Genomic DNA, 24,985 nt, shown 5'->3' on the forward strand with positions numbered 1-24,985 from the left:
GATGGATGCATTACGTTGCGATTGAAGAGAGTCGGCGGGATCTTTTGAAGCAGCTACAAGAGCGATTGGATGCGCGACTGGAGCCGGAGCGAGCGGCAGATGTCGAAGCCTTTGCTCGCCACTTCTACGCCACGGTACCCGTTGAAGACTTGGTTGACCGGCGTTTAGACGACTTGTATGGGGCCACACTGTCGATTTGGCAGTTTTTACAGCATCACGATCCCAAAAATCCCAAGGTGCGCATCTTCAATCCCGACTTTGAAGAGCATGGCTGGCAGTCAACCCACACCTTCGTTGCCGTTTTGCACGAAGATATGCCATTTTTGGTTGACTCGGTACGGATAGAGCTTAATCGTCGCGGACTGACGGTTCACGCTATTCAGAACGCTGTGCTTGCCGTGGCGCGTGATAGTCAGCATCAGCTCAAAGCACTTGCCTCGCCAAGAGATGAAGATGCGCCTGAGGCGCGTGAGTCGCTGATGGTCATTGAAGTGGATCGCCACTCGGATCCTGAATCGCTGACCAAAATTGAGAATAAGTTACATGAAGTGCTACGTGATGTTAGAACCGCCGTCAGCGATTTTGACGAGATGTGCGGTCAAATCACGTCGGCTATTCAAGAGTTAGAGAAAAACTGCCCCCCGCAAATTGATCCTGACGATCATGAAGAGGCCATCGCGTTTTTAGAGTGGCTGCTCAAAGACAACTTTACCTTCCTGGGTTACGACGAGTACCTGCTGGAAGGCAAAGAGCTGCAGCGCGACCCCAATAGTGTTCTGGGGGTTTTCCGCCTTGATCAGCCGCGTTACCGCGAGCGTATCCGCACTGAAGAGGGGGTTGATGAAAATGGCGACTACGTGCTGGTACCCCAGCTACTGTCGTTTGCTAAAAGCGCGCATCACTCCCGGGTGCATCGCCCCACATACCCAGACTATATTACCGTTGATCGCTACGACGACGATGGCAATGTGATCGGCGAGCGGCGCTTCTTTGGCTTGTTCACATCTACGGTTTATAATGAATCGCCACGCAATATTCCGCTGCTGCGTCGCAAGTTGAAAGCGGTGATGGATATTGCCGGGTTTAACCCCCAGGGGCATAACGGCAAACAGCTGTTGCAAGTGTTGGAAGTGTATCCGCGTGATGACTTATTCCAGATCAGCACCGAATCCCTGGCCAGTACCGCACTCGGTATTCTTAATATCCGCGAACGCCGCCAAGTGCGCTTGTTTATTCGCGCGGACGTCAGCGGTAAGTTCTACTCTTGCTTAGTCTTTGTTCCAAGAGATGTGTTCTCTACCGACCTGCGCCAGCGCATACAAACGATGCTATGCGATGAGCTAGACGCTCATTTTGGCGACTTTAACACCTATTTGTCAGAGTCGGTTTTAGCCCGTATTCAGCTTATTCTGCGCTTTAATGGTGAAGGACCAAGTCAATACGATCTTAAGCGCTTAGAAAGCAAAGTGGCACGTTTGGCACGTAGCTGGCGTGATGAGCTTCAAGAAGCAATGATCGAAGGGTTTGGTGAAGAGCGTGCCAATCACGAAATGGATCACTTCCATGATGCATTCTCGGCCAGCTACCGAGAAGATTTCAACGCGCGCACAGCGGTGTTTGATGTTCAGCATCTACTGACCCTGGATAGCGGTGACGATCTCTCTTTGTCACTTTATCGCCCCTTGGAAGAGCAAGCGGGTGGCATGAACTTAAAGCTTTTCCATCGTGAAACGCAGATCCCGCTGTCTGATGTGCTACCGATGATGGAAAACTTGGGATTGCGCGTTATCGGCGAGCGTCCTTATGACATTAATGCCCCGCAGCAGCGTTACTGGATTCATGACTTCGAACTGGAACATAGTCGCGAAGGCGTCAATTTAAGTGAAATGCGTGACACCTTCAGCGAAGCGTTTAAGCGTATATGGGCCGGTGAGGCGGATAACGACGCTTTTAACCGTCTGATAATTGGTGCTGGCCTTGATTGGCGTGAAGTCGCCATGCTGCGCGGTTATGCCCGTTACCTTAAGCAGATTCGCTTTGGTATGTCGCAGGACTACATCGCGGCTACTCTAGCTAATTACCCGGTAATCACCCAGGCGCTCGTTGAGCTATTCCGCTTGCGCTTTGATCCCAAGCATCAGCCAAGCAGCTTAGATGACTGTATTGCTCGTTTAAATGAGAACCTGGAAAGTGTCGCCAGCCTTAATGATGACCAGTTGCTGCGTCGCTTTATGGAGCTTATTCAAGCAACTCTGCGCACTAACTACTACCAAAAAGCGGATGATGGCCGTTTTAAAGACTATATCTCCTATAAACTGGAGCCCTCGAAAGTCACGGGCATGCCCAAGCCCCGTCCGGCGTTTGAGATTTTTGTCTGTTCACCCCGCGTAGAAGGTGTTCACCTGCGTGGCGGTAAAGTCGCTCGTGGTGGCTTGCGCTGGTCAGATCGCCACGAAGATTTCCGTACGGAAGTGTTGGGTCTGGTAAAAGCCCAGCAGGTAAAAAATGCGGTTATCGTGCCCGTGGGAGCTAAAGGCGGTTTCGTATGCAAACGCATGCCAGAAAATGCTGGTCGTGAAACCCAGCAGAAAGAAGGTATCGCCTGCTACAAAATTTTTATTCGCGCACTGCTGGATGTCACTGACAACCTAGTGGGTGGTGAGGTTGTGCCACCGCAAAATGTGGTTCGCCATGATGGCGACGACACCTACCTTGTCGTTGCAGCCGATAAAGGGACCGCAACTTTCTCGGATATCGCAAATGAGATATCCATAGAGTATGGCCATTGGCTCGGGGATGCCTTTGCTTCTGGCGGTGCTAACGGTTACGACCATAAGAAAATGGCGATTACCGCGCGTGGTGCCTGGGAATCCGTCAAGCGTCACTTCAAAAACCTTGACGTGAATACCCAACAAGATTTGTTCACGGTAGTGGGCGTTGGCGATATGGCCGGCGACGTGTTCGGCAACGGCATGCTGCTGTCGGATAAAATCCAGCTGGTAGGCGCATTTAACCACCTGCATATTTTTGTCGATCCAAACCCCGACGCGGAAGCTGCTTTCGCCGAGCGCAAGCGCATGTTCAACCTGCCGCGCTCCAGTTGGGAAGACTACAATGCTGAACTGATCTCACAGGGGGGAGGTGTCTTTAGCCGCAGCGCGAAATCGATCCCGATTAGCCCGGAAATGCAGCAGGTGTTTGGTATCGAAGAAACGCGCCTTTCACCCAATGATCTGATCCGCGCCATGCTGAAGGCCAAGATTGATCTGTTGTGGAACGGTGGTATCGGCACCTATGTGAAGAGCTCCGATGAAACCGACGCCGACGTGGGCGACAAAGCCAACGACGCGCTGCGTATTAACGGCGCTGAGTTGAATTGCCGCGTTGTTGGTGAGGGCGGAAACTTGGGCTTGACCCAGCGTGGCCGGATGGAAGCGGCCGCTAAAGGTGTGCGCGTTTATACAGACTTTATCGATAATGCGGGTGGGGTTAACTGCTCTGACCATGAGGTCAATATCAAGATATTGATTGATGAAGTGGTTAAGCGTGGTGACATGACCGACAAGCAGCGTAACCAGCTGCTATCCGATATGACCGAGGAAGTTGCTAACCTAGTCATTCTCGATAACTATCGTCAAACCCAAGCGCTGGATCTGTCCGGAATTCTGTCTCTCCAAGGCATGGGGCCATACCGTCGCTTTATCAGTGAACTTGAGTCAGCTGGTCAAATTGATCGTGAATTAGAGTTCTTGCCTGCCGATGATGTGCTTAAAGAGCGTGCCACTCATGACCAGGGCATGCGGTTACCTGAGCTGTCGGTGCTGATTTCTTACGCTAAGAGCACCCTGAAAGGCGATTTGATCAACTCTGATGTGCCGGATGATCCCTACATTCATCGTCATTTAGAGCGCTTGTTCCCTGACGTGTTGACGGAACGCTACCAGACCGAGATGTATGACCACCGTCTGAAGCGTGAAATTGTTGCCACCCAAGTGGCCAACGATCTAGTTGACCACATGGGCATCGTCTTCGTTCGTCGTCTAATGGACTCTACCGGCGCGGGTCGAGCTGATATTGCTCGTGCTTACGTGGTCGCTCGAGACGCGTTTAACCTGACGGCACTGTGGGAACAGATTGAGGCGCTGGACAACCAAGTGCCGAACCGTGTGCAGTACTCAATGATGCTCGACCTGATGCGCATGATTCGCCGCGCGACGCGCTGGTTCCTGCGTCAGCATTTGGGATTGTCGACCCAAGATACAATTGAGTACTTCGGACCTCGCCTTGCTCAACTGCAAGAAGGGATTGGTGAACTGCTCAGCGGGGAAGAGAAGGCTACATGGCGTAAGCGTTGCGACGAGCTGCTAGAAGCAGGTGTGCCAGAAGCGCTAGCCTCTACGGTGGCTGCATCGCCTAGTCTCTATGCAGGTTTGGGCATTATTCACGCAGCGCGGGTCACCAATGAGAAGCCTCAGCGTGTGGCCGAAGTGTTCTACGAAATTGGCAGCCGTCTAGAGCTACCCTGGATTATACAGCAGGTGACCCAGCTGGAAGTGCGTGATGCGTGGCAAGCACAAGCGCGAGAAACCTTCCGCGACGATATTGATCGCCAGCAACTGGCACTAACGACCAGTGTTCTGAAGCTGGAAGCGGGTAGTCGTGACACCCAAGAGCGTGTGGCTCAGTGGCTTGAGCAGCACGCCGAGCTACACCGCCGCTGGTGCCATCTGATTGACGAAGTGCGCGGTGGCAGTGAAGGTGGCTTTGCACTGTTTGCCGTCGCCGTACGTGAACTGGTCGACCTTGCTGAAAGTGATAGCGAAGCGTAAGTCGCAAGCTAGCTATCGACTTGCTCGATAAGTAACACTACCTAACCGCGTCCTGAGTCAGGGCGCGGTTTTTTTATGACCGTTCTTGAGACTGTTCTTGTGACCGCTCTTGTGAGCGCTTTTTCACGGCATCGCCTTTCTCGCCGCTCAGCGCTGCGAAGATAACTTGATTTACGCTATACTCTGCGCGCCGCGCGCTATGTCGTTTATTTGCCCACATGTAGCGTGTCCGTTCGTCTGCTTCATGCCCACTGCTCTGGAGAGCCTCGCTGATGTATAACTTCGCCCGTTCGCTGTTGTTTCGACTCGACCCAGAAACGTCTCATGGGTTGGCGCTGGGTGCGTTAGATACTCTGCATCGGGTGGGTGGTGTGCAGCGGGTATATGGTGAGCCTGTGAGCGACCCTGTCGAACTGATGGGGCTGCGTTTTAGTAATCGGGTAGGGCTTGCCGCTGGGCTGGATAAAAATGCCGATCACTTGGATGCGCTGGGCGCGCTGGGCTTTGGGTTTGTAGAAGTAGGCACCGTGACGCCCAAAGCGCAGCCAGGCAACCCGAAGCCACGTCTGTTTCGGCTTGCAGGCCACGAGGCGATCATTAACCGCTTTGGATTTAATAACAAAGGGGTTGAGCACCTTGTCGCCCAGGTGAAAAAGCGTCACTACAGAGGCGTTGTGGGCATCAATATTGGTAAAAACTTAACCACTTCTGTGGAAAACGCGCTCGATGATTACCTGCTTTGTTTAGAGGCGGTGCACAGCGTGGCTGATTATATTGCGGTCAATATTTCCTCGCCTAACACGCCTGGGCTGCGGACATTACAGTTCGGCGAGCAGCTGGATGCACTGCTTGGGCCTATTCGTTCGCGTAGCCAAGCACTGGACAGCACGTTAGGCCGCAAGGTGCCGCTACTGGTTAAAATCGCCCCAGATATGAGTGAAGAAGAGGTCGCCCTGGTGGCTGGCAGTATTGCTCGTAATGCGCTGGATGGTGTTATTGCGACAAATACTACGATAGCTCGCGATGCCGTTAAGAGTGACCCTCAATCAGAAGAAGCGGGTGGGCTTTCTGGAAAACCCGTTTTTGAAGCATCGAATAGGGTGATTCGCCTGTTACGCGCGCAACTGCCAACGCTACCTATTATAGGTGTGGGCGGGGTTGATAGCGGTGAAGCCGCTGCGGCTAAAATTGCCGCTGGCGCAGACTTGGTGCAGCTCTATTCAGGGTTGATCTACCAAGGGCCTGGGTTAGTGAAAGCGTGCGCCGAGGCATTGAAACAGCCATAATTGAGCAATAAAAAAGCCCGCTTGTCAGCGGGCTCCGTACTCCAAATGTCATGTTTGAAAAGGTAAAAAACTAGGTCATCACCATGGGATTTTTATGGATACCGGAGACGCCTGTCATCCCGTCCCACTGATCACCGCGACCTTCACGCCAACCACTCATCCAATATTCGCGTAAATTGACATCTTGACTGGGGCAGTCATCTCGGGAGCGACCCGTAATGCCCGCTTTATAGCCGTGAACATAAGCCCGTTGGAAGCGATCACGTTTTTGTCGTTTCATTGGCTAACCTCTTTTCACGAAAGCCTTTGATAAGAAAAGCACGCTGGGCAAAAATGCTATATTTGCATCAGTGCTATTTCGATAGATAACTTTGGCAAGCCGCCACTCAACGCTAGTGCCTAGCACTCACGTGCTGAACGGGCAAAGCGGCAGACTCGACAAATTAGGGTCTTGAAAGCAAGTTGCTAATAGAACCCTGACAAACAACGCATGCGTTTTTCAGTAGCTACACTCTTATTGTTAGCTCATTATGGGGTCACTTGTCGACCATCAAATTGTCATAAGACGTAAACTCATTTGCCATATATAGGAATATCGCGCTCTTACGCGCGGCGATAAACATGACCGAGTCGAGCCAAACTGCCCCTCTAAACCTCCTTGCTACCTGCCCAAAAGGCATTGAAGGCCTTTTAGCTGATGAGCTTTCAGCGCTAGGAGCCGAGCCAGGTAAAACGACCGTGGCGGGCGTTTATTTTTCCGCCAATCTAGCAACCGCCTATCGCATATGCCTATGGTCACGGCTAGCTAACCGCATTATTTTGCTGTTGGCTCGGGAGCCGATGATTGATACCGCTGAGCAAGTGCGTGACGTGGTTGCCCGGCTTCCCTGGACACAGCATTTAACGCCAGGCAAAACGCTGGCGGTAGATTTTCATGGTCGCAGCGACCACATTCGCCATACCCGGTTTGGTGCCCAGACGGTGAAAGATGGCGTTGTTGATTCTCTGCAGCTAGCAGGTCAGGAGCGTCCCAATGTTGATACCAAAACACCTGATCTGCGCATCTACGCCCATCTACACCGCGCTAACTTAAGTCTGGGAATTGATCTTTCAGGCGAAAGTTTGCACCGCCGTGGCTACCGCCGTGATGTTGGACATGCACCGCTGAAAGAGAACTTGGCAGCCGCATTGCTAGTGCGTGCTGGCTGGCCTGAACGAGCAAAAGCCGGTGAGCCGCTGTTAGATCCGCTATGCGGTGCAGGCACGTTGCTGATTGAAGCGGCGCTAATGGCTGCCGACCAAGCGCCCAATCTCAATCGGGAGCGCTTTGGCTTTCAGGGCTGGGCAGGCCACGACGAACCGCTGTGGAAAGAGTTAAAGCGCGAAGCTGAGGCACGGGCGTCGGTAGGCCGTAAACGCTGTAAAACGGCGCTGGTGGGCTTTGATCAGAGTCCGGCGGCATTGACAGCAGCGAAAGCTAACGCCATGCGTGCGGGCATTCCTGCGCTAATTACCTTGCATGGGCAGAGCCTAAGTCAGCTAACCAGGCCAGAGACTATTACTGCCGAACGTGGGCTATTGATAACTAACCCGCCTTATGGCGAGCGCTTAGGCGAATTACCTGAATTGGTGCGTTTGTATGCCCAGCTGGGAGAAAGGGCGAAAGCGCTGTTTCCTGGTTGGACACTGGCGCTGTTTACCGGTAACCCCGATTTGGGGCATCGCCTTGGGCTACGTGCTCACAAGCAGTATGCGCTGAAGAACGGTGCGCTGGATGCGAAGTTGCTGCTGATGGAAATTGCCACTCACACGGCCAGCACGCCAGACAGTGACAGCGTTTCTTCTGTCTCAGAAAATGCTGGAGAGGCGCAGCAAATAAGCACCAGTGCCAAGCCTGCTGTGTCCGAAAATGCCCAAATGTTTGCCAATCGACTGGCGAAAAACCAAAAACGTCTGAAAAAGTGGCTCAAGAAAAGCGCTGAGACTTGCTATCGCGTTTACGATGCTGATATGCCGGAGTATGCGCTGGCAGTCGATCGTTACGGTGACCGAGTGCACGTTCAAGAGTACGCCGCACCCAGCTCAATCAACCCCGCTCAGGCTCAAAAGCGCTTGTTTGATGCCTTGGAAGTGCTGCCAGATGCCCTCGGCGTCGACCCAGGCAAGGTGTATATAAAGCGTCGTGAGCGGCAAACGGGTAGTGCCCAGTACCAGAAGCGGGATGCCAGCGGTGAACGCTTTGAAGTGCAGGAAGGTGACGCTCGGTTGTGGGTTAACCTGCGTGACTACTTGGATACCGGCTTGTTTTTGGATCATCGGCCAGTGCGCCGCCTGCTTAACGAGATGGCTAGCGGGAAGCGCTTCTTAAACCTGTTTTGCTACACTGCCACGGCAACCGTGCAAGCAGCCTTGGGCGGTGCAAGTGACAGTGTCAGCGTCGATATGTCGAATACCTACCTTGAGTGGGCGAGAGACAACTTTGCGCTGAACAAGCTGGACCCAAGGCTACATCGTGTGGTGCGGGATGACTGTTTCCGCTGGCTTGAAACCGCAAACGCCGAGTTTGACCTGATCTTTATGGATCCGCCGACATTTTCTAACTCCAAGAAAATGCGCGATACCCTTGATGTTCAGCGTGACCATCCGCGGCTAGTGGAACTGGCCATGGCGCGTCTTGCGCCCGGCGGTACCCTGGTGTTCTCGAACAATCAGCGACGCTTCAAGCTAGACGAGGCGCTCAGCGAGCGCTACGCAGTAGAAGATATTACATCGCGTACGTTTGATCCGGATTTTCAACGCCGAACCAACCTGCATCATGTGTTTTTGCTACGGCATAAAGCGTAAGGGCACAAAGAGATCGGATATGATTCAGCTATCGATTTATACAACGTTAGGCTGCCACTTGTGCGCTCAATTAGAGGCGCTAGTGGTAACGTTGGCGAACCAAGAGGTATCGCTGCATCACATTGAAATCAGCGACGACGATACGTTAGCGGCGCGTTATGGTGTGCGCATTCCGGTTTTGATGGATGCTAATGGGGAAGAGCTGGATCGAGGCTTTGATCTTGATAAGCTGAGCGCTTGGTTACAAGCGCGCGGCTGGTTGGATGAGGCTGCGCTTACAGCACTTACCACACCGCCCGAAAATGCGCCGCCAATTGGCGCGCATCAGCGCAATGGACGGCGCTATTTGGGTTGAAACCGCTCTTGAAAAAGCCTTTAGGGTTTGAATTATTGTCGCTAACATGGAGTTCGATGCACCTAAAGTGCATCAAGTAGCGACAACTGCCGCATGGCTTCCTGTCCTTCGGGCGTATGATCGGCTGCTTCCAGTACCTTGCGAAACCCTCGCGAGGCCTGGATGGTGGCCTCATCTTCCATCCACATTTGTGCTTGCTCCAGGGTGTCTGCCAACTGATGCTTTAGCCCGCCAAACTGGGTGCCGATTTGCCCCCAGGCGCGGCTGAAAATCCAGTCGCCAAACATATCCTGGTGAATATGCACCAACACATAGTCATGGTCGGTTTCCCAGCGTACGATCACACCCATCTCCTTAACTGCTTCTTGATCATGCCTGCACAGCAAGCCGTTGCGGGCGTATTGTAAAGCCCGGATACGAAAACGCCTATGAAACTTGTTATCGACGCGAATATCCCCGCTGCAGACCTCTGTTTTGAGTCGTTTGGCACGCTGCATCGCTTGCCCGGGCGTGAGATTCGTCCTGCCGATGTGGCTGATGCCGACGCACTGATAGTGCGCTCGATTACTCAGGTCAACCACGCGCTATTGGCACAAAGCCCTATCCGTTTTGTGGGTACCTGCACCATTGGCACTGACCATATTGATCGCGCGTTATTAAGCGATCGCGGCATTGGCTTTGCTAGTGCGCCTGGCTGTAATGCCGACGCCGTGGTGGACTACGTGCTTAGCAGCTTGCTGCTGATGAGTGAGCGACAAGGTTGGTCGTTGCTGACGCGTAGGGTGGGTATTGTGGGGGCTGGCAACGTTGGCAGTCGTTTGCAGCAGCGTTTGCAAGCACTGGGTGTGGAAACCATGTTGTGTGATCCGCCTCGCGCAGAAAAAGAACACCCTGGAAAAGGGCCCGCAGCAGTAGAGGAGGCGGGCCTGTTTTGCTCGCTGGATAGCGTCATCGAACACTGCGACGTAGTGTGCCTGCATACTCCGCTGGTGAAAGAGGGCCCCCATGCCACGTATCAACTGCTTAATGCTGAGCGTATTAATGACCTAACCCCTGGAACTGTGTTGCTAAACGCCGGGCGGGGCGACTGTATTGACGGTCTGGCGCTACGTAGTCGTTTAGCGGGTAAAGGCGATATCACGGCGATTCTCGATGTTTGGGAAGATGAGCCGGAGATCGATGCCGGGTTGCGTGATTTGGTAGCGCTGGCGACACCACATATTGCCGGGCATAGCCTTGATGGTAAGTTGCGTGGTACGTGGATGATTCAGCAGGCGTTGGCTCAGCATATCGAGCGACCAAGTGGCGTTACGTTTAGCGAACTCTGCCCACGACCTGCGCTGTCGGCATTAACGCTGCAGCAAGCGATGCCGACAGAAGAAGCACTCCGGCTATGCACGCGCGCGGTTTACGATGTGCGCCGCGACCACGATGCGTTGCAGCGGCACGTGTTTCACCAGGGAATCAAAAAGGGCTTTGATTACTGCCGATCAAACTACCCACTGCGTCGAGAGTTTGCCACGCTGCGCGTGTTGTTAGAGAACGACGCAACGGTGTTGGAAGCGCCATTGCTGGCGGCTGGTTTTCAAGTGCGCTGCGTATAGTTGTGTGGTGACGGTGTGTTGGTTGTGAGGTGGTTTAGACAGCACAAGGCCCGCATTTGCGGGCCTTGTGTGTTATGCAGCTAGCGAATATGCGTTTACTGACGGTAAGCCGCTTCTTTTAAGGCGCGAATGCGATCGTCCAGCGGCGGGTGGCTGGCGAACAGCTGCTCTAGCAAAGAGCGGGTTTGGCCTTTAGTAATAGCCATCGCACGCAGGGTATCAGGCATCTGGTCAGGCATTTCAGTTTCCGCTTTCAGACGTGCCAGCGCGTTCACCATCGCGCCAGTGCCCGCTAGGCGTGCGCCTGCCTCATCAGCACGGTATTCACGATAGCGTGAGAACCAGGCAACGATTGCGGAGGCGACAAGACCAAAGACGATTTCTGCCACGATCACCACGGCAAAATAACCGATAAAGCCAAGGCCACCTTCGCCGTCGCTACGACTTCTTAAGAAGTTGTCGACTAACTGAGCCACGACCCGAGCAAAGAACATAACAAAGGTATTCACGACGCCTTGAATCAGCGCCAGCGTGACCATATCGCCGTTGGCCACGTGGCCGATTTCGTGGGCCAGCACCGCGCGCACTTCTTCAGGGCGCATACGGTTTAATAGGCCCGCTGAAACGGCGACTAATGCATCGTTCTTATTCCAGCCGGTGGCAAACGCGTTGGACTGCTGAGCAGGAAAAATGCCCACTTCTGGCGTTTTAATACCCGCTTCGCGGGAAAGTTCAGCCACCGTATCCAACAGCCACTGCTCTGTTGAATTAGAGGGTGCTTCGATAATTACGGTGCCAGTCGAACGCTTTGCCATCCACTTGGAAATAAACAGCGATATCAGCGAGCCGACCATGCCGAAGATAAAGCAGAAAATCAGTAGGCTAGTAAAGTTGATGCCCTGACTGCTTAGGTAGCTTTCCACCCCAAACAGTCGCAGCGTTAAGCTGGCAACCAGCAACACCGCTAAGTTGGTGGCTAAAAACAGCACAATTCGCATCATGATGCGGGTTCTCCCTCAAAGGTCATTAAAAAGCGTTAGTGGAATGACAGTTTAGATACGTGCTGTTAACGTCAGTTTCAAGTCACCGTTTTTATTGACCGCCGTTTTTATTGGCGATAGCGAGACAAGAAATTAGCAAAGCGATCAAGCGCATCACCCAGCTGATCGGCCCATGGCAGAGTAACAATGCGCACGTGATCCGGTTCTGGCCAGTTGAACGCAGTGCCTTGCACCAGCAGAATTTTTTCCTGGAGCAGTAAGTCCAGCACCAGCTGTTGATCATCCTGAATGTTAAACACCTTGGGATCTAAGCGGGGAAAGGCATACAGCGCACCTTTAGGCGTCACACAAGAGACCCCTGGGATGGCGTTAAGTTTTTCTATCGTGATATCTCGCTGAGCCAATAGTCGGCCGCCTGGCAGAATCAAATCATTGATTGACTGGTAGCCACCTAGTGCGGTTTGGATAGCGTGCTGGGCTGGTACGTTAGCGCACAGGCGCATTGAGGCCAGCATGGTTAAGCCCTGAATAAAATCACTGGCACGCTGTTTGGCTAACGTGCCGGAAATGGTCATCCAGCCGGAACGAAAGCCCGCGCAGCGGTAGCTTTTCGAGAGCCCATTCATGGTAATGACCAGTTGGTCATCATCCGCCAATGCACCCGTGGCAGTGTGCTCTACGCCGTCATAAAGAATCTTGTCGTAGATCTCATCGGAGAACACCACCAAATTGTGCTCTTGGGCAATATCCAGCACTTCCCGTACCACTTCGGGCGGGTAAACCGCGCCGGTAGGGTTGTTCGGGTTGATAATGACAATGGCTCGGGTGCGGCTGGTAACTTTGGCGCGAATGTCTGCTATGTCCGGTGCCCAATCGGCTTGTTCATCGCATAAGTAGTGCACGCCGTGACCGCCAGATAAATTCGCTGCGGCGGTCCATAGCGGGTAGTCAGGGGCGGGGATCAGTACTTCATCACCGTCGTTTAACAGCGCCTGCATCGACATCACGATCAGCTCAGAAACGCCGTTGCCGATGTAGATATCTTCAATGCCAACCCCAGGAATCCGTTTACGTTGGCACTCTTGCATAATTGCCTTACGCGCCGAGTAAAGGCCTTTAGAATCACAGTAGCCCTGGGCAGTGGGCAGGTTGCGCATCACGTCTTGAAGAATCTCTTCCGGAGCCTCAAAGCCAAATGGCGCCGGGTTGCCAATGTTAAGCTTTAAAACTCGCTGGCCTTCTTCTTCCAGGCGCTTGGCATGGTCGAGCACTGGGCCGCGAATGTCGTAACAGACGTTATGTAGTTTGTGCGATTTTTTCAGCGTGTGTGATTCTGTAGGCTGCGGGGTGTCCATGGGGTTTATTATCCAAAATGTCCTGTGGCCGAGGGTGCTGTTGATGATCAGCTCATTATGCGTCGGATTGTAGGTGGCTGTCTTCGTCGTTTTGTATCGGTGGCGGTGGAATATCACCTGGGGTTTCTAAAGTAAGCCTACCGAGCTTGCCATCGCGTAGCTCGTGAAGCAGTACTTCGGCACCGCGGTGTATGTCGACCTCGCCACCGGGGCGTAAGCCGCCGCGCTTACTCGCAATTTCTTTCAAAATGGCGTGGCCGTCAAAACCGGCAAGGGCTAAGAAGTCCGGCTTTTGCGGGCCATCAGCATCCACCTCTTGTGCTACGGGCGCTTCATAAGTTGGCAGCGCCTTTAACTTATAGCGGGCGGTCAACTCTGCAGGATAGCGCTTGGCAAGCTCGGCGCTGGTGATGATGGCTACATCGGTATACTCAATCGCGGTATCACGAATTGCACCGCTAGCAGCCAAACGATAGGCGCTAGCCTGGTCTTCGATTTTTGGCCATAGCACCCCCGGGGTGTCGATCAGCGCGACGCGGCCGTCGATACGCACCTTTTGTTGGCGCTTGGTGACCGCGGGCTCATTGCCAGTTTTAGCAATTTTTCGACCCGCGAGTCCGTTGATCAGCGTCGATTTTCCGACGTTGGGAATGCCCATTACCATCACGCGGACATCTCTATCAGCGCGTACCGCGCCTGCCAGCTCGTGGCATAGCTTAGGGATTTTTTTAAGCTCGCGAATATTGGTAGTGGTAATTGCCAGGGCGCGGGTATCTTCTTGGGCATCGAAAAAAGCCACCCACTCCGCAGTACGCTCAGGGTCGGCAAGATCCGCCCGCGACAAAATCTTCAATACCGGCTTATGGTGAGTCAGCTCGGCCAGCATCGGGTTGGCGCTGGAGTAGGGCAGGCGCGCATCAAGTACTTCAATTACGACATCAATTTCGGGCAGCGCGTCCTTAATCTGGCGGCGGGCCTTGTTCATATGTCCGGGGAACCAGCCGAGCATGAGTTTCTCCTAATTAGCGCAAAGCAAATACAAGCACGAAAAACGGGCACAAAAAAAGCGGGCTGCCATTCTAGCAGATGGCGCCCGCCTTTCTGACGTTGAACGAGGATTTAGTGACGATTACTCGTCAGGATGAAACTCTAGTGACACCGAATTGATGCAGTAGCGCAACCCCGTCGTGTCTGGCGGACCATCAGGAAATACGTGACCCAGATGGGCATCGCAGTGGGAGCAAACGACTTCAGTGCGCCGCATGCCGTGGGAGGTGTCGCTATGCTCTTCAATGCAGCGTGTTCCCAGTGGGCGATCAAAGCTTGGCCAGCCGCAACCCGCATCAAACTTATGTTCGTTTTCAAACAGCGGCGCATGGCAGCACACACAGTGGTAAATACCTTGAGCATCACTGACCTGATAATCTCCGGTGAAGGGGCGTTCAGTGCCTTTCTCACGTGCCACATGGTACTGCTCCGGGGTGAGTTGCTTGCGCCATTCATCAGGGGATTTTTCTATTTTCGCCATGGGGATCTCCTCTCCCTCTGGTTACCGTTAAACAGAGGCTTACTAAGCAGGCTAGCGTATCACTACGCAGAGTGACAGTAGATAGCCTGTCCAGGTTCAGCATGTGTGAAAGGTAAGAAAACCGCCAGTGTGGCGTTTACACGCAAGCGACATTACCGTGACGGTATAGTAAGTGTATGAGAAATAAGTAGGTGCGCTTATATAGTAGGTGCGCTTATATAAAGTGCTGGGGGTGATCAAAGCGCCCCATTTTGAAGGCGCGACTCATGGCAGGATAAAACGTTTCGATTTCAGAGTGCTTGACAGCACATTAAGGGCTGAGTAATATACGCGCCACCTCGACGAGGCAATGAAACGTCCCATTCGTCTAGTGGTCTAGGACACCGCCCTTTCACGGCGGTAACAGGGGTTCGAACCCCCTATGGGACGCCACTTACTCTTATAGAGTTAGTGGTATAGAGTAAGAGGTCGTCAAGGTATCGGATGTGCGGGAATAGCTCAGTGGTAGAGCATCGCCTTGCCAAGGCGAGGGTCGAGAGTTCGAATCTCTTTTCCCGCTCCATACAACGGTTTTACATCGGTGCCAAGGGTCGAGAGCTGGAGCGCCAGCCCGGTCGAATCTCTTTTCCCGCTCCAAACAAACACTCCCTTTCTCCTCCTTTATTGCTTGTTTTCCCTGTGTTTTTTGAACACTGTATCGCACATCAATTGGCGATATTTTCGCGTGGCCGTCTTTCGAGCGACTTGAAAAAACATACGGATGCCCCGATATCCTCTCGTCTAACTTGTTTTTCTTGTGCTCCCCATTTGCTGACAGGACATATTCATGGCCGAACCGGCATTGTCTATCCGTGGCCTCACAAAAGTGTATGGCAACGGCTTTCAAGCGTTAAAAGGTATTGATTTAGATGTCCAGCAGGGCGATTTTTTTGCTTTGTTAGGACCCAACGGCGCGGGTAAGTCGACCACCCTGGGGGTGGTCTGCTCGCTGGTGCAGAAATCCGCCGGTAGGGTGTCGATTTTTGGCATCGACATCGACAAAGACTTCGCGAAAGCCAAATACCAGCTTGGCGTGGTGCCCCAGGAATTCAATTTTAATCAGTTTGAAAAGGTCATTGATATCATTTTGGCCCAGGCGGGGTATTACGGAATGACCCGTAATGAGGCGTTGCCCCGTGCTAAGCAACTGCTCACTGACCTTGGGTTATGGGACAAACGCAACGGCAGTGCGCGTATGCTTTCGGGCGGTATGAAGCGTCGTTTGATGATTGCCCGTGCGCTGATGCATCGCCCAAAGCTACTGATTCTTGATGAGCCAACAGCGGGTGTCGACATCGAGCTGCGCCGCAGTATGTGGGAATACATGCGGCGTATTAATCGCGATGAGGGCACTACCATTATTCTCACAACACACTACCTCGAAGAAGCCGAGAGCCTGTGCCGCAATATCGCCATTATCAATCAAGGCGAAATCGTGCGTAACACCAGTGTGCGTGAACTGTTGACTGAGCTGAACACTGAAACCTTCCTGCTCGACTTGTCCGCCCCAGTTGAGCAAGCGCCCGTCGTTGAAGGGTTTGAAATTCAGCAGATCGAGCCTTCCCAGCTAGCGTTGGTGATTCATCGTGGTCAGCAGCTTAACGATGTGTTCAGTGCCTTAAGCGAACAGGGGCTAAACGTGGTTTCCATGCGCAACCGCGCCAACCGCTTAGAGGAGATGTTTGTTTCCATGGTGGAAAGTAGCCAGCAAGCGATTGATCAACGCAAGCAGCAGGAGGCGCGAGCATGAATGCAACGCAGACCCTCATTGCGCTGTGGACCTTAGTGCTTAAAGAGATCAAACGCTTTACGCGGATTTGGCCGCAAACCTTGCTGCCGCCATCAATCACCATGGCGATGTACTTCATCATCTTCGGTAACTTGATTGGTTCGCGCATTGGCGATATGGATGGCTTCAGCTACATGGACTTCATTGTGCCAGGGCTGATTATGATGTCGGTGATCACCAACAGCTACTCCAACGTGGCCTCTAGCTTTTTTTCCAATAAGTTTCAGCGCTCTGTTGAAGAGATGATGGTCTCTCCCATGCCTAACTGGGTGATCTTATCCGGCTTTATTTTGGGTGGTATGGCCCGCGGCTTGGGGGTGGGGTTAATTGTTACGTTGGTGTCGCTGTTCTTTACCCGTTTAACTGTCGAGCATCCACTGCTCACGGTACTGGTCGTTGTGCTGACCTCGGCGCTGTTTTCCATCGGCGGTTTTATTAACGCGCTGTTGGCTAATAAATTCGATGATATCTCCATCGTGCCGACGTTTATTTTGACCCCGCTGACGTATTTAGGCGGTGTGTTTTACTCGATTTCGATGCTGCCCGATTTCTGGCAGGGCGTCTCCATGCTCAACCCAATACTGTATATGGTGAACGTTTTCCGCTACGGCTTTTTAGGCGTTTCTGACATTCCGGTCGTCTGGGCGCTGGCCGCTATCTTTGCCTTTATCGTTGTGCTGTTTATGGTGGCACTCACCATGCTAGAGCGCGGCAAAGGTATTCGCAGTTAAACGTGTGATAACGCCCAGTAGAAAGCACGCTACTAATCAAGAGAGCAACCCGTCATGGCACACCGCCCCGATACCTTAGAACACGCGCCTTTAGGGCGCGATTCCGCCTACCCAGAGCATTATGACGCTGGGCTGTTGTATCCGATTCCCCGTGCTGCTAACCGTGCCCCATTGGGCATTGAAGACAGTAAGCTACCGTTTGTGGGGGAAGATGAGTGGCACGCGTTTGAAGTTTCCTGGTTGAATAACCGTGGTAAGCCCATCGTGGCGGTTGCCCGTTTCCGCCTGCCTGCGGATTCACCGAATCTGATCGAGTCCAAATCCTGGAAGCTCTATCTCAATAGCCTAAACCAAACGCGCTTTGAAAGCCGAGAAGCGGTGCAACACGTGCTTGTTCGCGACCTGGCCGCGGCGGCGGGTGCTGCCGTTAGCGTAGAGCTATTAGCGGTAGACGACGCTGAGCTTGCCCCCCAGCGCTTGCCGGGCGAATGCTTGGATGACCTGGATATCGACATCAGCGATTACACGCCCAGTGCAGCGCATTTAGCAGTCAGCGAAGAGATCGTTGAAGAGACGCTGCATTCCCATCTACTTAAATCTAACTGCCCTGTGACTGGCCAACCCGATTGGGGTAGCGTATTAATTCGCTATAAAGGCCCTAAAATCGACCGTGAAGGGCTGCTACGCTATCTAATCGGTTATCGTCAGCACCAGGACTTTCACGAGCACTGTGTCGAGCATATTTTTACTGACCTGATGCAGCTGGCTAAGCCTGATGAGCTACTGGTGTTGGCCCGCTATGTTCGCCGCGGCGGGCTTGATATCAGCCCATGGCGAGCAACCCCAGGATTAACGCCGCCCAGCCCATTGCGCCTAGCAAGGCAGTAACAACGGCGCTAACCTAGCGCTCAACGATCAATAAAAGGGGAGTCATCATGGACGCACTCACGCTGCTTCACGAACGTAGCTCTATGGGGAAACTTACCGAGCCTGCGCCCAGTGCCGACCAGCTCAGCGCCATCTATCAAGCTGCGCTGCGCGCCCCAGACCATAAAGAGCTGCGCCCCTGGCGGTTTATCGAATTTATCGGTGAAGGGCGCGAGCGCCTGGGTGAGCTGTTTGCAGAAGCAGAGTTTCAAGAAGACCCCAGTGCCAGCGATGACACGCTAAATTCCGCACGTAAAAAACCGCTGCGTGCACCGATGATCATTGCCGTGATTGCCAAGGTCACCCCGGATATTCCTGGTGTGCCGAAAATGGAGCAGGTGATTTCCGCGGGATGCGCCGCCCACGGCATTCTGCTGGCCGCCCACGCGCTAGGCTTAGGTGGCATGTGGCGCAGCGGTAAGTACGCCTTTGACCCCGTGGTGCGTAAAGGTCTATCGCTAGACGAAAATGACGAAGTGGTCGCGTTTATCTATCTGGGTAGCCTGGCAGGTCGCCATAAACCGCTACCTCAGCACAATGTGGAAGACTTTGTAGAGCGTTGGGATTAACGGTCATGAGCCAGCCACGTCAACCAGGAGTGCCTTACCCCCGTTTGCCACTCCCTGAAACCCAGGAAGACCTTGCCGCCTTTCAGCGGTGGCTAGGGGAAGCAATTCCCATGGTGGGCACGCTGGGAATTCAAGGCATGACCCAAAGCACCGCCCGAGAGGGCGGGGCGTTGATGTGGCAGCTAGCGCTTAGCCTCAACCTAAACGACAAAGGTACAGGCTTCGGTGGTGCGTTAACGGCGCAAACCACGCTGCAGGGCTGGTGTTGGGTAACGCTATGGCTGCGTGCCCAAGGGCGGGCGCAAGATGTGGTAGTGGCCGAAGCCAGCCAGCGCTTTCTTGCGCCAGTCACTAGCGACTACCGCATCATTTGCACTCCCAGCGACTCCCAAGGCCCTGAGCAGCTAGCGGAAAAGCTTAACGCGCGGGGCAGGGGCAGCATTGCGCTCACTCAGCAGCTCTACTGTGGCGACACGCTCTGCCTGGAAGCCAGCGGGCGTTACGCTGTGCTGCCTGTTGCTTAAATCTTTAAAAGGCTTGCTATTTTAGGTCTTAGACCATAGAATATGCGCCGTTCTGTTGGGAAAGGCAACGCCTTAACAACCGAGCAAAAAAGTGGAGAGGTGTCCGAGTGGTCGAAGGAGCACGCCTGGAAAGTGTGTAAGTCGAAAGGCTTCGAGGGTTCGAATCCCTCCCTCTCCGCCACAGAATATAGAAAAAGCCCGCTGAGCAATCAGCGGGCTTTTTCGTGCCTGCCATTTAAGTTATCCACATGCAGTTTGCGCTACGCTAGTCCTGTTTTTGCCCATGAAAGGTGACAAAGTTTCTAATAAGTATAAATAAAACAATGGTTTATGAGTGGTGTGTTTGTTTTTATACGCAATTTTCAAAGGCTGACGATAATGTTAACGCGCATGCACACTAATAAACTGTTATAGCGCCTTGAAGTACAGCAAGATTCGGGTCGGCAGTAGTCGTTTGGTCTCCTAATATGGCATCTGTTCGGGCATATGCCCTTTTATAGTAAGCAGATCCTAGAGGAATAACGATGACTATACTTTCCAATAAAGTAGCTATTGTTACCGGTGCCAGCACCGGAATTGGTTACGCAGCCGCGAAGCTTTTTGCGAAAGAAGGAGCTGCCGTCGTGGTGGCCGCAAGGCGACAAAAAGAGCTTGATGACCTTGCGGACGCAATCAACGCGGAAGGCGGGCAGGTACTTGCCGTAGCGGGCGACGTTGGTGAGGAAGCTTTTGCCAAGGCGTTGGTAGATAAGGCGGTAAGTCACTTTGGCGGATTGGATATCGCTTTCAACAATGCGGCTATCCTGGGGGCTATGGGCCCTGTCCCGGAGATGTCGCATACGGACTGGAATCAGGTTATTGCGACCAACTTAACCAGCGCATTTTTGGGCGCAAAGTACCAACTGCCCGCCATGGCTGCCCGAAAAGGAGGTTCATTAATTTTCACCTCTACCTTCGTTGGTTACACCGCAGGTATGCCTGGCATGGCTGCCTACGCAGCCAGTAAGGCGGGCCTTATTGGGTTGACTCAAGTGCTGGCGTCAGAGCATGGGCCACAGAATATCCGGGTCAATGCCCTTCTGCCCGGTGGTACTGATACACCAGCGGGACGTGAATTTGCCAATACGCCGGAAGCATTGGCGTTTGTGCATAACCTGCATGCTCTCAAGCGTATGGCGACACCAGATGAGATTGCTCAATCCGCATTGTACTTAGCATCTGATGCCTCCAGTTTCACAACGGGTTCTGCGATGCTGGTAGATGGCGGTGTATCCATAAATCGTGTCTGAGAGGCTGCGCCATGTCAGGCTATGACCGAATCATTTGACTGATCGGGCAATTGATCAGCTCAGGCTTGAAGAGATAGCCGCCCACGTGAATTTGAGTTCGTATCACTTTCAAAGACTGTTTTGTCGGTGGGCGGGTGCTACTCCGAAGCGCTTTTGACAGGTCCTGACATTGGAGCGGGGCAAAGTGTTGCTGGAGAATTCTCGTTCCTTGCTCGAGGTATCACATGAGCTTGGGTTAAGCGGCAGTTCAAGGTTACATGACCACTTGAGCAGTCACCCCAGGCGAGTATAAAAGTCGAGGTAAGCCGATTCATATCGAGTGCGGTGTACACGCTACTCCGCTGGGACCTATGTTTGTTGTGGTAACCCGGTATGGCGTTTGCCGGGCAGGCACCCTGGCCTATAGCGCGCCACTGATCTAAACCCCGAGAGGTGCCGCGTCGGAATTGATGGCTGCAAGATGTCCTCGCTCACCAACCGCAGCCTCTCAATCACCCCGCACTCGGCGATGAGGTGGCCAGGGTGAGGCTGGTATCACTTCCCTCTAAAAGGGAAATATGCCGCTGAAGCCTATCCCTGCGACGGCGACGATTACAACAACGATAACGACAATGGTGGTGGTAGATGGCATTTTTCTCTTCCTTTGAGAAATGAGTGTCATTGAAGCGTAGCCGTCATTGGCGTGTTTCGCACAACTCACGTTTTATGAACGGCTCTCTTTGCTGAGTGCTTTCCCCAAACTGGCAAAATAGGCGCTGAACAGCGCGTTGATGCGTTCGCGCTGTTCGCCTTGTGGGTATAGGCCGCGTTCTGCCTCGGGAGAGGTTTTGGTACCTTTCACCAGGAAGTGGTTTTTGATGCTGGCATCTTGCACGAAGGCTTCAAAGGCTCGGGCGCATAGCTCTTCTGGTTTGCTGTAATAGAGCTGGCCGTGTGCTTTGTCCATGGCGGCGGAGTGGTTGAAAAGCGCGCTGGGCTGTTGGCCGTCGGGGTGAAGCAGAATGGCGTGGAAGCAGGCGAGTAGGCGCTGGTTGAGCGGGTGGTTAATCGGGACTGCATCTGCTAGCCATGCCGCCGAAGCGAAGGTGCTAGTCGGCACGTTGTTAAAACACTTCTGGGCAATGTAGTGATCGAAGGCGTGAAACCATTCGTGGGCAATGCTGCCAGGCCCTGCATTCTTGGCGAGCGAAAAGCTGCGCTGGCTGGGGGCGTAATGGGCAGAAACGCCGGGCCTACCACCGCAGCCGTACTGTAGGGCTAACGAGCCACGCAGCGAAATCAGTGCTTCATTGCCGTGCAGTATCAGCATTAAATCGCACAGCGCATCGTGGAAAAGCTCGGCGGCGCGGTCGCGCTCGGCGGTGGTCACCCAGCGGCCTATTTCAATTGAGCGAAAATCGAACTGGCGACGGATCAGCGCAAAGCTGCTGGCACGCTCTGGGCGGTGCATTGGCCCTTGGCGATAAAACTCTCGCGCTTCAATGCTCACGGCGTGCTCGCTAACCTAAAAAAGAAGTTCACCGCGTTATCTTATCGAAGGTAACGAGTCAGCGCCAAAGTCTGTTCGGCAAGACTGGTTAAGGTGTCTACCCTTATACCTAGGCAGCGAATGATAGGCTGCACTTTGTTGCACAACAGGGAGGGCGTATGGCAACGGCACATGTTTATCGCATGAAAACGGATGCGCACCAGTGCCCCTTTGGTTTGAAAACCGTTTCATTGCTGCAGCGTAAGGGCTACGAGGTACATGACCACCCGTTAACATCCCGCGACGAAACCGATGCATTTAAAGCGAAAGAGCAGGTCGATACGACGCCGCAAACCTATATTGATGATAAGCGCATCGGTGGCTATGAAGAGGTGCGCGAGTATTTGGGCTTAAACGTGCCGGGTGCTCAAGAAACATCCTATCGGCCAGTGATCGCTATTTTTGCCACGGCGCTGTTGATTGGTTTGGCGATTAGCTGGCTGGCCCATGGGGCGCTATTGACGGCGCGATTACCTGAATATGCAGTGGCTAGCGCCATGGTGTTGCTTGGGTTGCAGAAGCTACAAGACGTGGAAAGTTTCAGCACCATGTTTCTGAATTACGATTTGCTGGCTAAGCGCTATGTGCCCTATGGATATGTTTACCCTTATGCGGAAACCTTGGCGGGTGTCTTGATGCTGGCGGGGGCATTGATATGGCTGGCAGCACCGCTGGCACTGTTCATTGGTACGGTGGGTGCTGTGTCGGTGATTAAAGCGGTGTATATCGATAAGCGAGAACTGAAATGTGCCTGTGCGGGCGGTAATAGCAATGTGCCGCTGGGCTTTATTTCGTTGACGGAAAACCTTGTCATGATCGCCATGGGGCTTTGGATGCCGCTGAAGAGTCTGCTGTAACGCAAGTGAGTAGAAAAGGTTATGCGCCTTGCAACCCAGAAAACACGCCCCAAGGTAGAGTAAGTAACGCAAGACGCTATCGCACGCTTCACACTTAGGAGTCATTAGATGAGCAAGCGTATTTTGGTGGTGCTGACATCACATGATCAGTTAGGAGACACCGGCGAAAAAACTGGCTTTTGGTTAGAAGAGCTAGCAGCGCCGTACTATGTCTTTAAAGATGCAGGTGCAGACGTAACGCTGGCCTCGCCAAACGGAGGGCAGCCGCCACTTGACCCGAAAAGTGATGCAGACGATAGCCAAACCGATGAAACTCGGCGCTTTAAGCAAGATGATGAAGCGAATGCGGCGCTAGCGGCAACGCATCGCCTAAGCGATATGTACGCGGGCGATTTCGATGCAGTGTTTTATCCCGGTGGTCATGGCCCGCTGTGGGACCTAGTGAACGATCAAGATTCTATCAAGCTGATCGAAAATTTTATTGCCCAGGGCAAACCAGTGGCGTCGGTATGCCATGCGCCTATCGTGTTGATTAATGCAAAAAATAGTCTTGGTGAACCACTGGTAAAAGGGCGCCAAGTCACAGGCTTTACTAATGGTGAAGAAGATGCGGTTGGCCTGACGGATATCGTCCCGCATTTGGTAGAAGATGCGTTGCAACAGTGCGGTGGCATCTACAGCAAAGCAGACGACTTTACGCCGTATGTGCGTGAAGACGGCCAGCTAATTACTGGCCAAAATCCGCCTTCTTCTGCGGCTACCGCCGAAGCACTAATGGCATGGCTGGCGGCCCGTTAAGCAGTACGTTTTTTAGCGTTAGAAAGCATGACGGCGGGCAGTGTGCCCGCCGTTTTTTATCTATTCAGCTACGCGTGGGAAACGCAAAAACCCCCGACTCTAAAAACGACCGATTTTAAAAACGATAGCTTAGCGATACTCCGGTGAGGGCTTGCCAATCGCTACCTAGCTCATCAACTATTGGGCTGTCGGCCGCGCTGCCAGTCAGGTGAGTTGCGCCGACGAAACCGGTAGCAGTCCATTCAGGCGTTAGGAAATAGCTAAGGCTAGCATTCACCCCCATTCGCCAGTAACCGCTATCTGGGTTATAAGCAGCCACGCCGCTACGTACGCTGTCTTGCATTGATACGCCAAACAGCGACTCGGTCCACTTCTCGTTTGAATAGGTAACGCTGGGCGATAGCGTGAAGAATGTCCGTTCGCTAACCGGCATACGCATAACAGCATTGGCTGAAAATTTCGCGCCTTCAACGTCGCCGCTTACCGGCGTGCTGCCTGCAACGCTATAGCGCCAGAACCCTTGCTGATAGCTAATCCGCAAGCCTAACGTGGCTCCGTCATCGACTTTTTCAAACCGGCTGATATCGCCCTTATTGTCTCGCCCAAAGGTGTAGCCAATGAACGGAGAGGCGGTCCAGTTTCCGCTACGGATAGCGTGCCACTCAATACCGTCGCGCACATTGATTGAGAGCTGGTCGCCGTACGTCAGGTTAAGGACAGGCCACGCTTGTGTTTCATAGTCGTCGCTGCCCAGGTAGTCAGGTGAGTAGGTTACGCCTGCGCCTATACTGCCTTCCCAGCTGTCCCCCAATGCGGGGGCAGCGAATGCGATGCTAATGAAAGCCGCTGCTAGCCAGGGGGTGAAGTACTTATAGTTAGAAGTGCTTTGGGTCGCGCGAGAAACGAGAGTCGTCACGGGGTGTCCTTTAAATTGTTCAAACCTGCGTGATTGTATGTTTTTGTTTCAAACTACTGCAAGCGCCCTAGAGACCTGCGTGGTCCATGAATTGGAACTATTTTCTGTTTCATAGCTTAGGTTAGATAACTCAACGGCTATAGGGCGCACTGTGCACACATAGCGCAGGGATAGCGCTACAAGGAAGTGCAAGCAGGGAGTGCTTGTGGTGCACAA

22 protein-coding genes and 3 tRNA genes are annotated in these 24,985 nt (G+C 53.2%); 17 read left to right on the plus strand and 8 right to left on the minus strand.

From position 1 onward, the window contains the following. Positions 1-5 precede the first annotated feature (5 nt). Together INT19_RS17125 and INT19_RS17130 are read left to right on the plus strand one after the other, a co-directional pair. Positions 6-4,829 (plus strand): NAD-glutamate dehydrogenase, encoded by a 4,824-nt coding sequence (locus tag INT19_RS17125; protein ID WP_193061624.1) that lies wholly within the window; start codon positions 6-8, stop codon positions 4,827-4,829. 272 nt (positions 4,830-5,101) lie between these two features. Beyond that, a complete protein-coding gene (locus INT19_RS17130) occupies positions 5,102-6,115 on the plus strand; it encodes a quinone-dependent dihydroorotate dehydrogenase (protein ID WP_193061625.1) in 1,014 nt (337 codons plus the stop codon). A gap of 70 nt (positions 6,116-6,185) precedes the next feature. On the opposite strand, the gene rmf is transcribed toward INT19_RS17130, so the two are convergent. Further along, positions 6,186-6,395: a ribosome modulation factor gene (gene rmf / locus INT19_RS17135; RefSeq protein ID WP_009722578.1), complete on the minus strand. Its 210-nt coding sequence runs from the start codon at positions 6,393-6,395 to the stop codon at positions 6,186-6,188. A 341-nt stretch (positions 6,396-6,736) separates the two neighbouring features. Here rmf and rlmKL point away from each other — a divergent pair, with 341 nt between their 5' ends. Further along, positions 6,737-8,959 carry a bifunctional 23S rRNA (guanine(2069)-N(7))-methyltransferase RlmK/23S rRNA (guanine(2445)-N(2))-methyltransferase RlmL gene (gene rlmKL, locus INT19_RS17140; protein ID WP_193061626.1) on the plus strand — a complete coding sequence of 741 codons (2,223 nt, stop codon included), beginning with the start codon at positions 6,737-6,739 and terminating at the stop codon, positions 8,957-8,959. Positions 8,960-8,978: 19 nt separating this feature from the next. Continuing rightward, entirely contained in the window at positions 8,979-9,314 is a 336-nt protein-coding gene (locus INT19_RS17145) for a glutaredoxin family protein (protein ID WP_089038714.1), read from the plus strand. Positions 9,315-9,376: 62 nt separating this feature from the next. Here the strand turns inward: INT19_RS17145 and INT19_RS17150 are convergent, their stop codons facing one another. Further along, complete coding sequence (locus INT19_RS17150) at positions 9,377-9,658, minus strand: hypothetical protein (RefSeq protein WP_038486583.1); 282 nt, start codon at positions 9,656-9,658, stop codon at positions 9,377-9,379. An 84-nt stretch (positions 9,659-9,742) separates the two neighbouring features. Here INT19_RS17150 and pdxB point away from each other — a divergent pair, with 84 nt between their 5' ends. After that, entirely contained in the window at positions 9,743-10,918 is a 1,176-nt protein-coding gene (gene pdxB, locus INT19_RS17155; protein ID WP_193061627.1) for a 4-phosphoerythronate dehydrogenase PdxB, read from the plus strand. Between the two features lie 95 nt (positions 10,919-11,013). Here the strand turns inward: pdxB and htpX are convergent, their stop codons facing one another. From htpX to msrB, 4 genes are all read right to left on the minus strand, one after another. Then, complete coding sequence (gene htpX, locus INT19_RS17160) at positions 11,014-11,919, minus strand: protease HtpX (protein WP_089038712.1); 906 nt, start codon at positions 11,917-11,919, stop codon at positions 11,014-11,016. A 107-nt stretch (positions 11,920-12,026) separates the two neighbouring features. Then, entirely contained in the window at positions 12,027-13,274 is a 1,248-nt protein-coding gene (locus INT19_RS17165; RefSeq protein WP_089038711.1) for a pyridoxal phosphate-dependent aminotransferase, read from the minus strand. 55 nt (positions 13,275-13,329) lie between these two features. Then, a complete protein-coding gene (gene ylqF, locus INT19_RS17170) occupies positions 13,330-14,283 on the minus strand; it encodes a ribosome biogenesis GTPase YlqF (RefSeq protein WP_193061628.1) in 954 nt (317 codons plus the stop codon). Between the two features lie 120 nt (positions 14,284-14,403). Then, positions 14,404-14,802, minus strand: a complete 399-nt coding sequence (msrB, locus tag INT19_RS17175; protein WP_038482587.1) for a peptide-methionine (R)-S-oxide reductase MsrB — start codon at positions 14,800-14,802, stop codon at positions 14,404-14,406. 356 nt (positions 14,803-15,158) lie between these two features. On the opposite strand from msrB, the gene INT19_RS17180 reads away from it, so the two are divergent. From INT19_RS17180 to INT19_RS19685, 10 genes are all read left to right on the plus strand, one after another. Beyond that, positions 15,159-15,234 (plus strand) — tRNA-Glu (locus INT19_RS17180). Positions 15,235-15,289: 55 nt separating this feature from the next. Continuing rightward, positions 15,290-15,364 (plus strand) — tRNA-Gly (locus INT19_RS17185). Positions 15,365-15,628: 264 nt separating this feature from the next. Next, entirely contained in the window at positions 15,629-16,591 is a 963-nt protein-coding gene (locus INT19_RS17190; protein ID WP_193061629.1) for an ABC transporter ATP-binding protein, read from the plus strand. Continuing rightward, a complete protein-coding gene (locus INT19_RS17195) occupies positions 16,588-17,361 on the plus strand; it encodes an ABC transporter permease (RefSeq protein WP_193061630.1) in 774 nt (257 codons plus the stop codon). Before INT19_RS17190 ends, INT19_RS17195 begins: the two co-directional genes overlap by 4 nt. Positions 17,362-17,415: 54 nt before the next feature. Next, complete coding sequence (gene queF, locus INT19_RS17200) at positions 17,416-18,249, plus strand: NADPH-dependent 7-cyano-7-deazaguanine reductase QueF (RefSeq protein ID WP_193061631.1); 834 nt, start codon at positions 17,416-17,418, stop codon at positions 18,247-18,249. A gap of 47 nt (positions 18,250-18,296) precedes the next feature. Continuing rightward, the gene (locus INT19_RS17205) at positions 18,297-18,857 is read left to right on the plus strand and encodes a nitroreductase family protein (protein WP_193061632.1); all 561 of its coding nucleotides are present in this window, start codon (positions 18,297-18,299) and stop codon (positions 18,855-18,857) included. 5 nt (positions 18,858-18,862) lie between these two features. Next, positions 18,863-19,381 (plus strand): YiiD C-terminal domain-containing protein, encoded by a 519-nt coding sequence (locus tag INT19_RS17210; protein ID WP_193061633.1) that lies wholly within the window; start codon positions 18,863-18,865, stop codon positions 19,379-19,381. A gap of 93 nt (positions 19,382-19,474) precedes the next feature. Beyond that, positions 19,475-19,562, plus strand: a tRNA-Ser gene (locus INT19_RS17215). 343 nt (positions 19,563-19,905) lie between these two features. Beyond that, entirely contained in the window at positions 19,906-20,670 is a 765-nt protein-coding gene (locus tag INT19_RS17220) for an SDR family oxidoreductase (RefSeq protein WP_193061634.1), read from the plus strand. 85 nt (positions 20,671-20,755) lie between these two features. Next, positions 20,756-20,827: a hypothetical protein gene (locus INT19_RS19685; RefSeq protein ID WP_319022201.1), complete on the plus strand. Its 72-nt coding sequence runs from the start codon at positions 20,756-20,758 to the stop codon at positions 20,825-20,827. 546 nt (positions 20,828-21,373) lie between these two features. Here INT19_RS19685 and INT19_RS17230 read toward each other — a convergent pair. Beyond that, a complete protein-coding gene (locus INT19_RS17230; RefSeq protein ID WP_193061635.1) occupies positions 21,374-22,159 on the minus strand; it encodes a CLCA_X family protein in 786 nt (261 codons plus the stop codon). Between the two features lie 158 nt (positions 22,160-22,317). Here INT19_RS17230 and INT19_RS17235 point away from each other — a divergent pair, with 158 nt between their 5' ends. Together INT19_RS17235 and INT19_RS17240 are read left to right on the plus strand one after the other, a co-directional pair. Continuing rightward, positions 22,318-23,055, plus strand: coding sequence for a MauE/DoxX family redox-associated membrane protein (locus tag INT19_RS17235; RefSeq protein WP_089038701.1), 738 nt, complete (start codon positions 22,318-22,320; stop codon positions 23,053-23,055). A 108-nt stretch (positions 23,056-23,163) separates the two neighbouring features. Further along, the gene (locus tag INT19_RS17240) at positions 23,164-23,853 is read left to right on the plus strand and encodes a type 1 glutamine amidotransferase domain-containing protein (protein WP_193061636.1); all 690 of its coding nucleotides are present in this window, start codon (positions 23,164-23,166) and stop codon (positions 23,851-23,853) included. Positions 23,854-23,968: 115 nt separating this feature from the next. On the opposite strand, the gene INT19_RS17245 is transcribed toward INT19_RS17240, so the two are convergent. Then, on the minus strand, positions 23,969-24,769 hold the full coding sequence (locus INT19_RS17245) for a MipA/OmpV family protein (RefSeq protein ID WP_089038697.1): 801 nt from the start codon (positions 24,767-24,769) through the stop codon (positions 23,969-23,971). Positions 24,770-24,985 lie beyond the last annotated feature (216 nt).

The sequence above is a fragment of the Halomonas sp. 3A7M genome (genome assembly GCF_014897875.1).
Taxonomy (GTDB): Bacteria; Pseudomonadota; Gammaproteobacteria; order Pseudomonadales; family Halomonadaceae; genus Vreelandella.

Excerpts from the sequence above, each read along its gene's own strand:
- htpX (WP_089038712.1), bottom strand. The coding sequence starts at position 11,919 with ATGATGCGAATTGTGCTGTTTTTAGCCACCAACTTAGCGGTGTTGCTG.
- ylqF (WP_193061628.1), bottom strand. The coding sequence starts at position 14,283 with ATGCTCGGCTGGTTCCCCGGACATATGAACAAGGCCCGCCGCCAGATT.
- INT19_RS17240 (WP_193061636.1), top strand. The coding sequence starts at position 23,164 with ATGAGCAAGCGTATTTTGGTGGTGCTGACATCACATGATCAGTTAGGA.
- INT19_RS17235 (WP_089038701.1), top strand. The coding sequence starts at position 22,318 with ATGGCAACGGCACATGTTTATCGCATGAAAACGGATGCGCACCAGTGC.
- INT19_RS17210 (WP_193061633.1), top strand. The coding sequence starts at position 18,863 with ATGAGCCAGCCACGTCAACCAGGAGTGCCTTACCCCCGTTTGCCACTC.
- INT19_RS17205 (WP_193061632.1), top strand. The coding sequence starts at position 18,297 with ATGGACGCACTCACGCTGCTTCACGAACGTAGCTCTATGGGGAAACTT.
- msrB (WP_038482587.1), bottom strand. The coding sequence starts at position 14,802 with ATGGCGAAAATAGAAAAATCCCCTGATGAATGGCGCAAGCAACTCACC.
- INT19_RS17195 (WP_193061630.1), top strand. The coding sequence starts at position 16,588 with ATGAATGCAACGCAGACCCTCATTGCGCTGTGGACCTTAGTGCTTAAA.
- INT19_RS17220 (WP_193061634.1), top strand. The coding sequence starts at position 19,906 with ATGACTATACTTTCCAATAAAGTAGCTATTGTTACCGGTGCCAGCACC.
- INT19_RS17165 (WP_089038711.1), bottom strand. The coding sequence starts at position 13,274 with ATGGACACCCCGCAGCCTACAGAATCACACACGCTGAAAAAATCGCAC.
- INT19_RS17130 (WP_193061625.1), top strand. The coding sequence starts at position 5,102 with ATGTATAACTTCGCCCGTTCGCTGTTGTTTCGACTCGACCCAGAAACG.
- INT19_RS17190 (WP_193061629.1), top strand. The coding sequence starts at position 15,629 with ATGGCCGAACCGGCATTGTCTATCCGTGGCCTCACAAAAGTGTATGGC.
- rlmKL (WP_193061626.1), top strand. The coding sequence starts at position 6,737 with ATGACCGAGTCGAGCCAAACTGCCCCTCTAAACCTCCTTGCTACCTGC.
- queF (WP_193061631.1), top strand. The coding sequence starts at position 17,416 with ATGGCACACCGCCCCGATACCTTAGAACACGCGCCTTTAGGGCGCGAT.
- rmf (WP_009722578.1), bottom strand. The coding sequence starts at position 6,395 with ATGAAACGACAAAAACGTGATCGCTTCCAACGGGCTTATGTTCACGGC.
- pdxB (WP_193061627.1), top strand. The coding sequence starts at position 9,743 with ATGAAACTTGTTATCGACGCGAATATCCCCGCTGCAGACCTCTGTTTT.
- INT19_RS17125 (WP_193061624.1), top strand. The coding sequence starts at position 6 with ATGCATTACGTTGCGATTGAAGAGAGTCGGCGGGATCTTTTGAAGCAG.
- INT19_RS17145 (WP_089038714.1), top strand. The coding sequence starts at position 8,979 with ATGATTCAGCTATCGATTTATACAACGTTAGGCTGCCACTTGTGCGCT.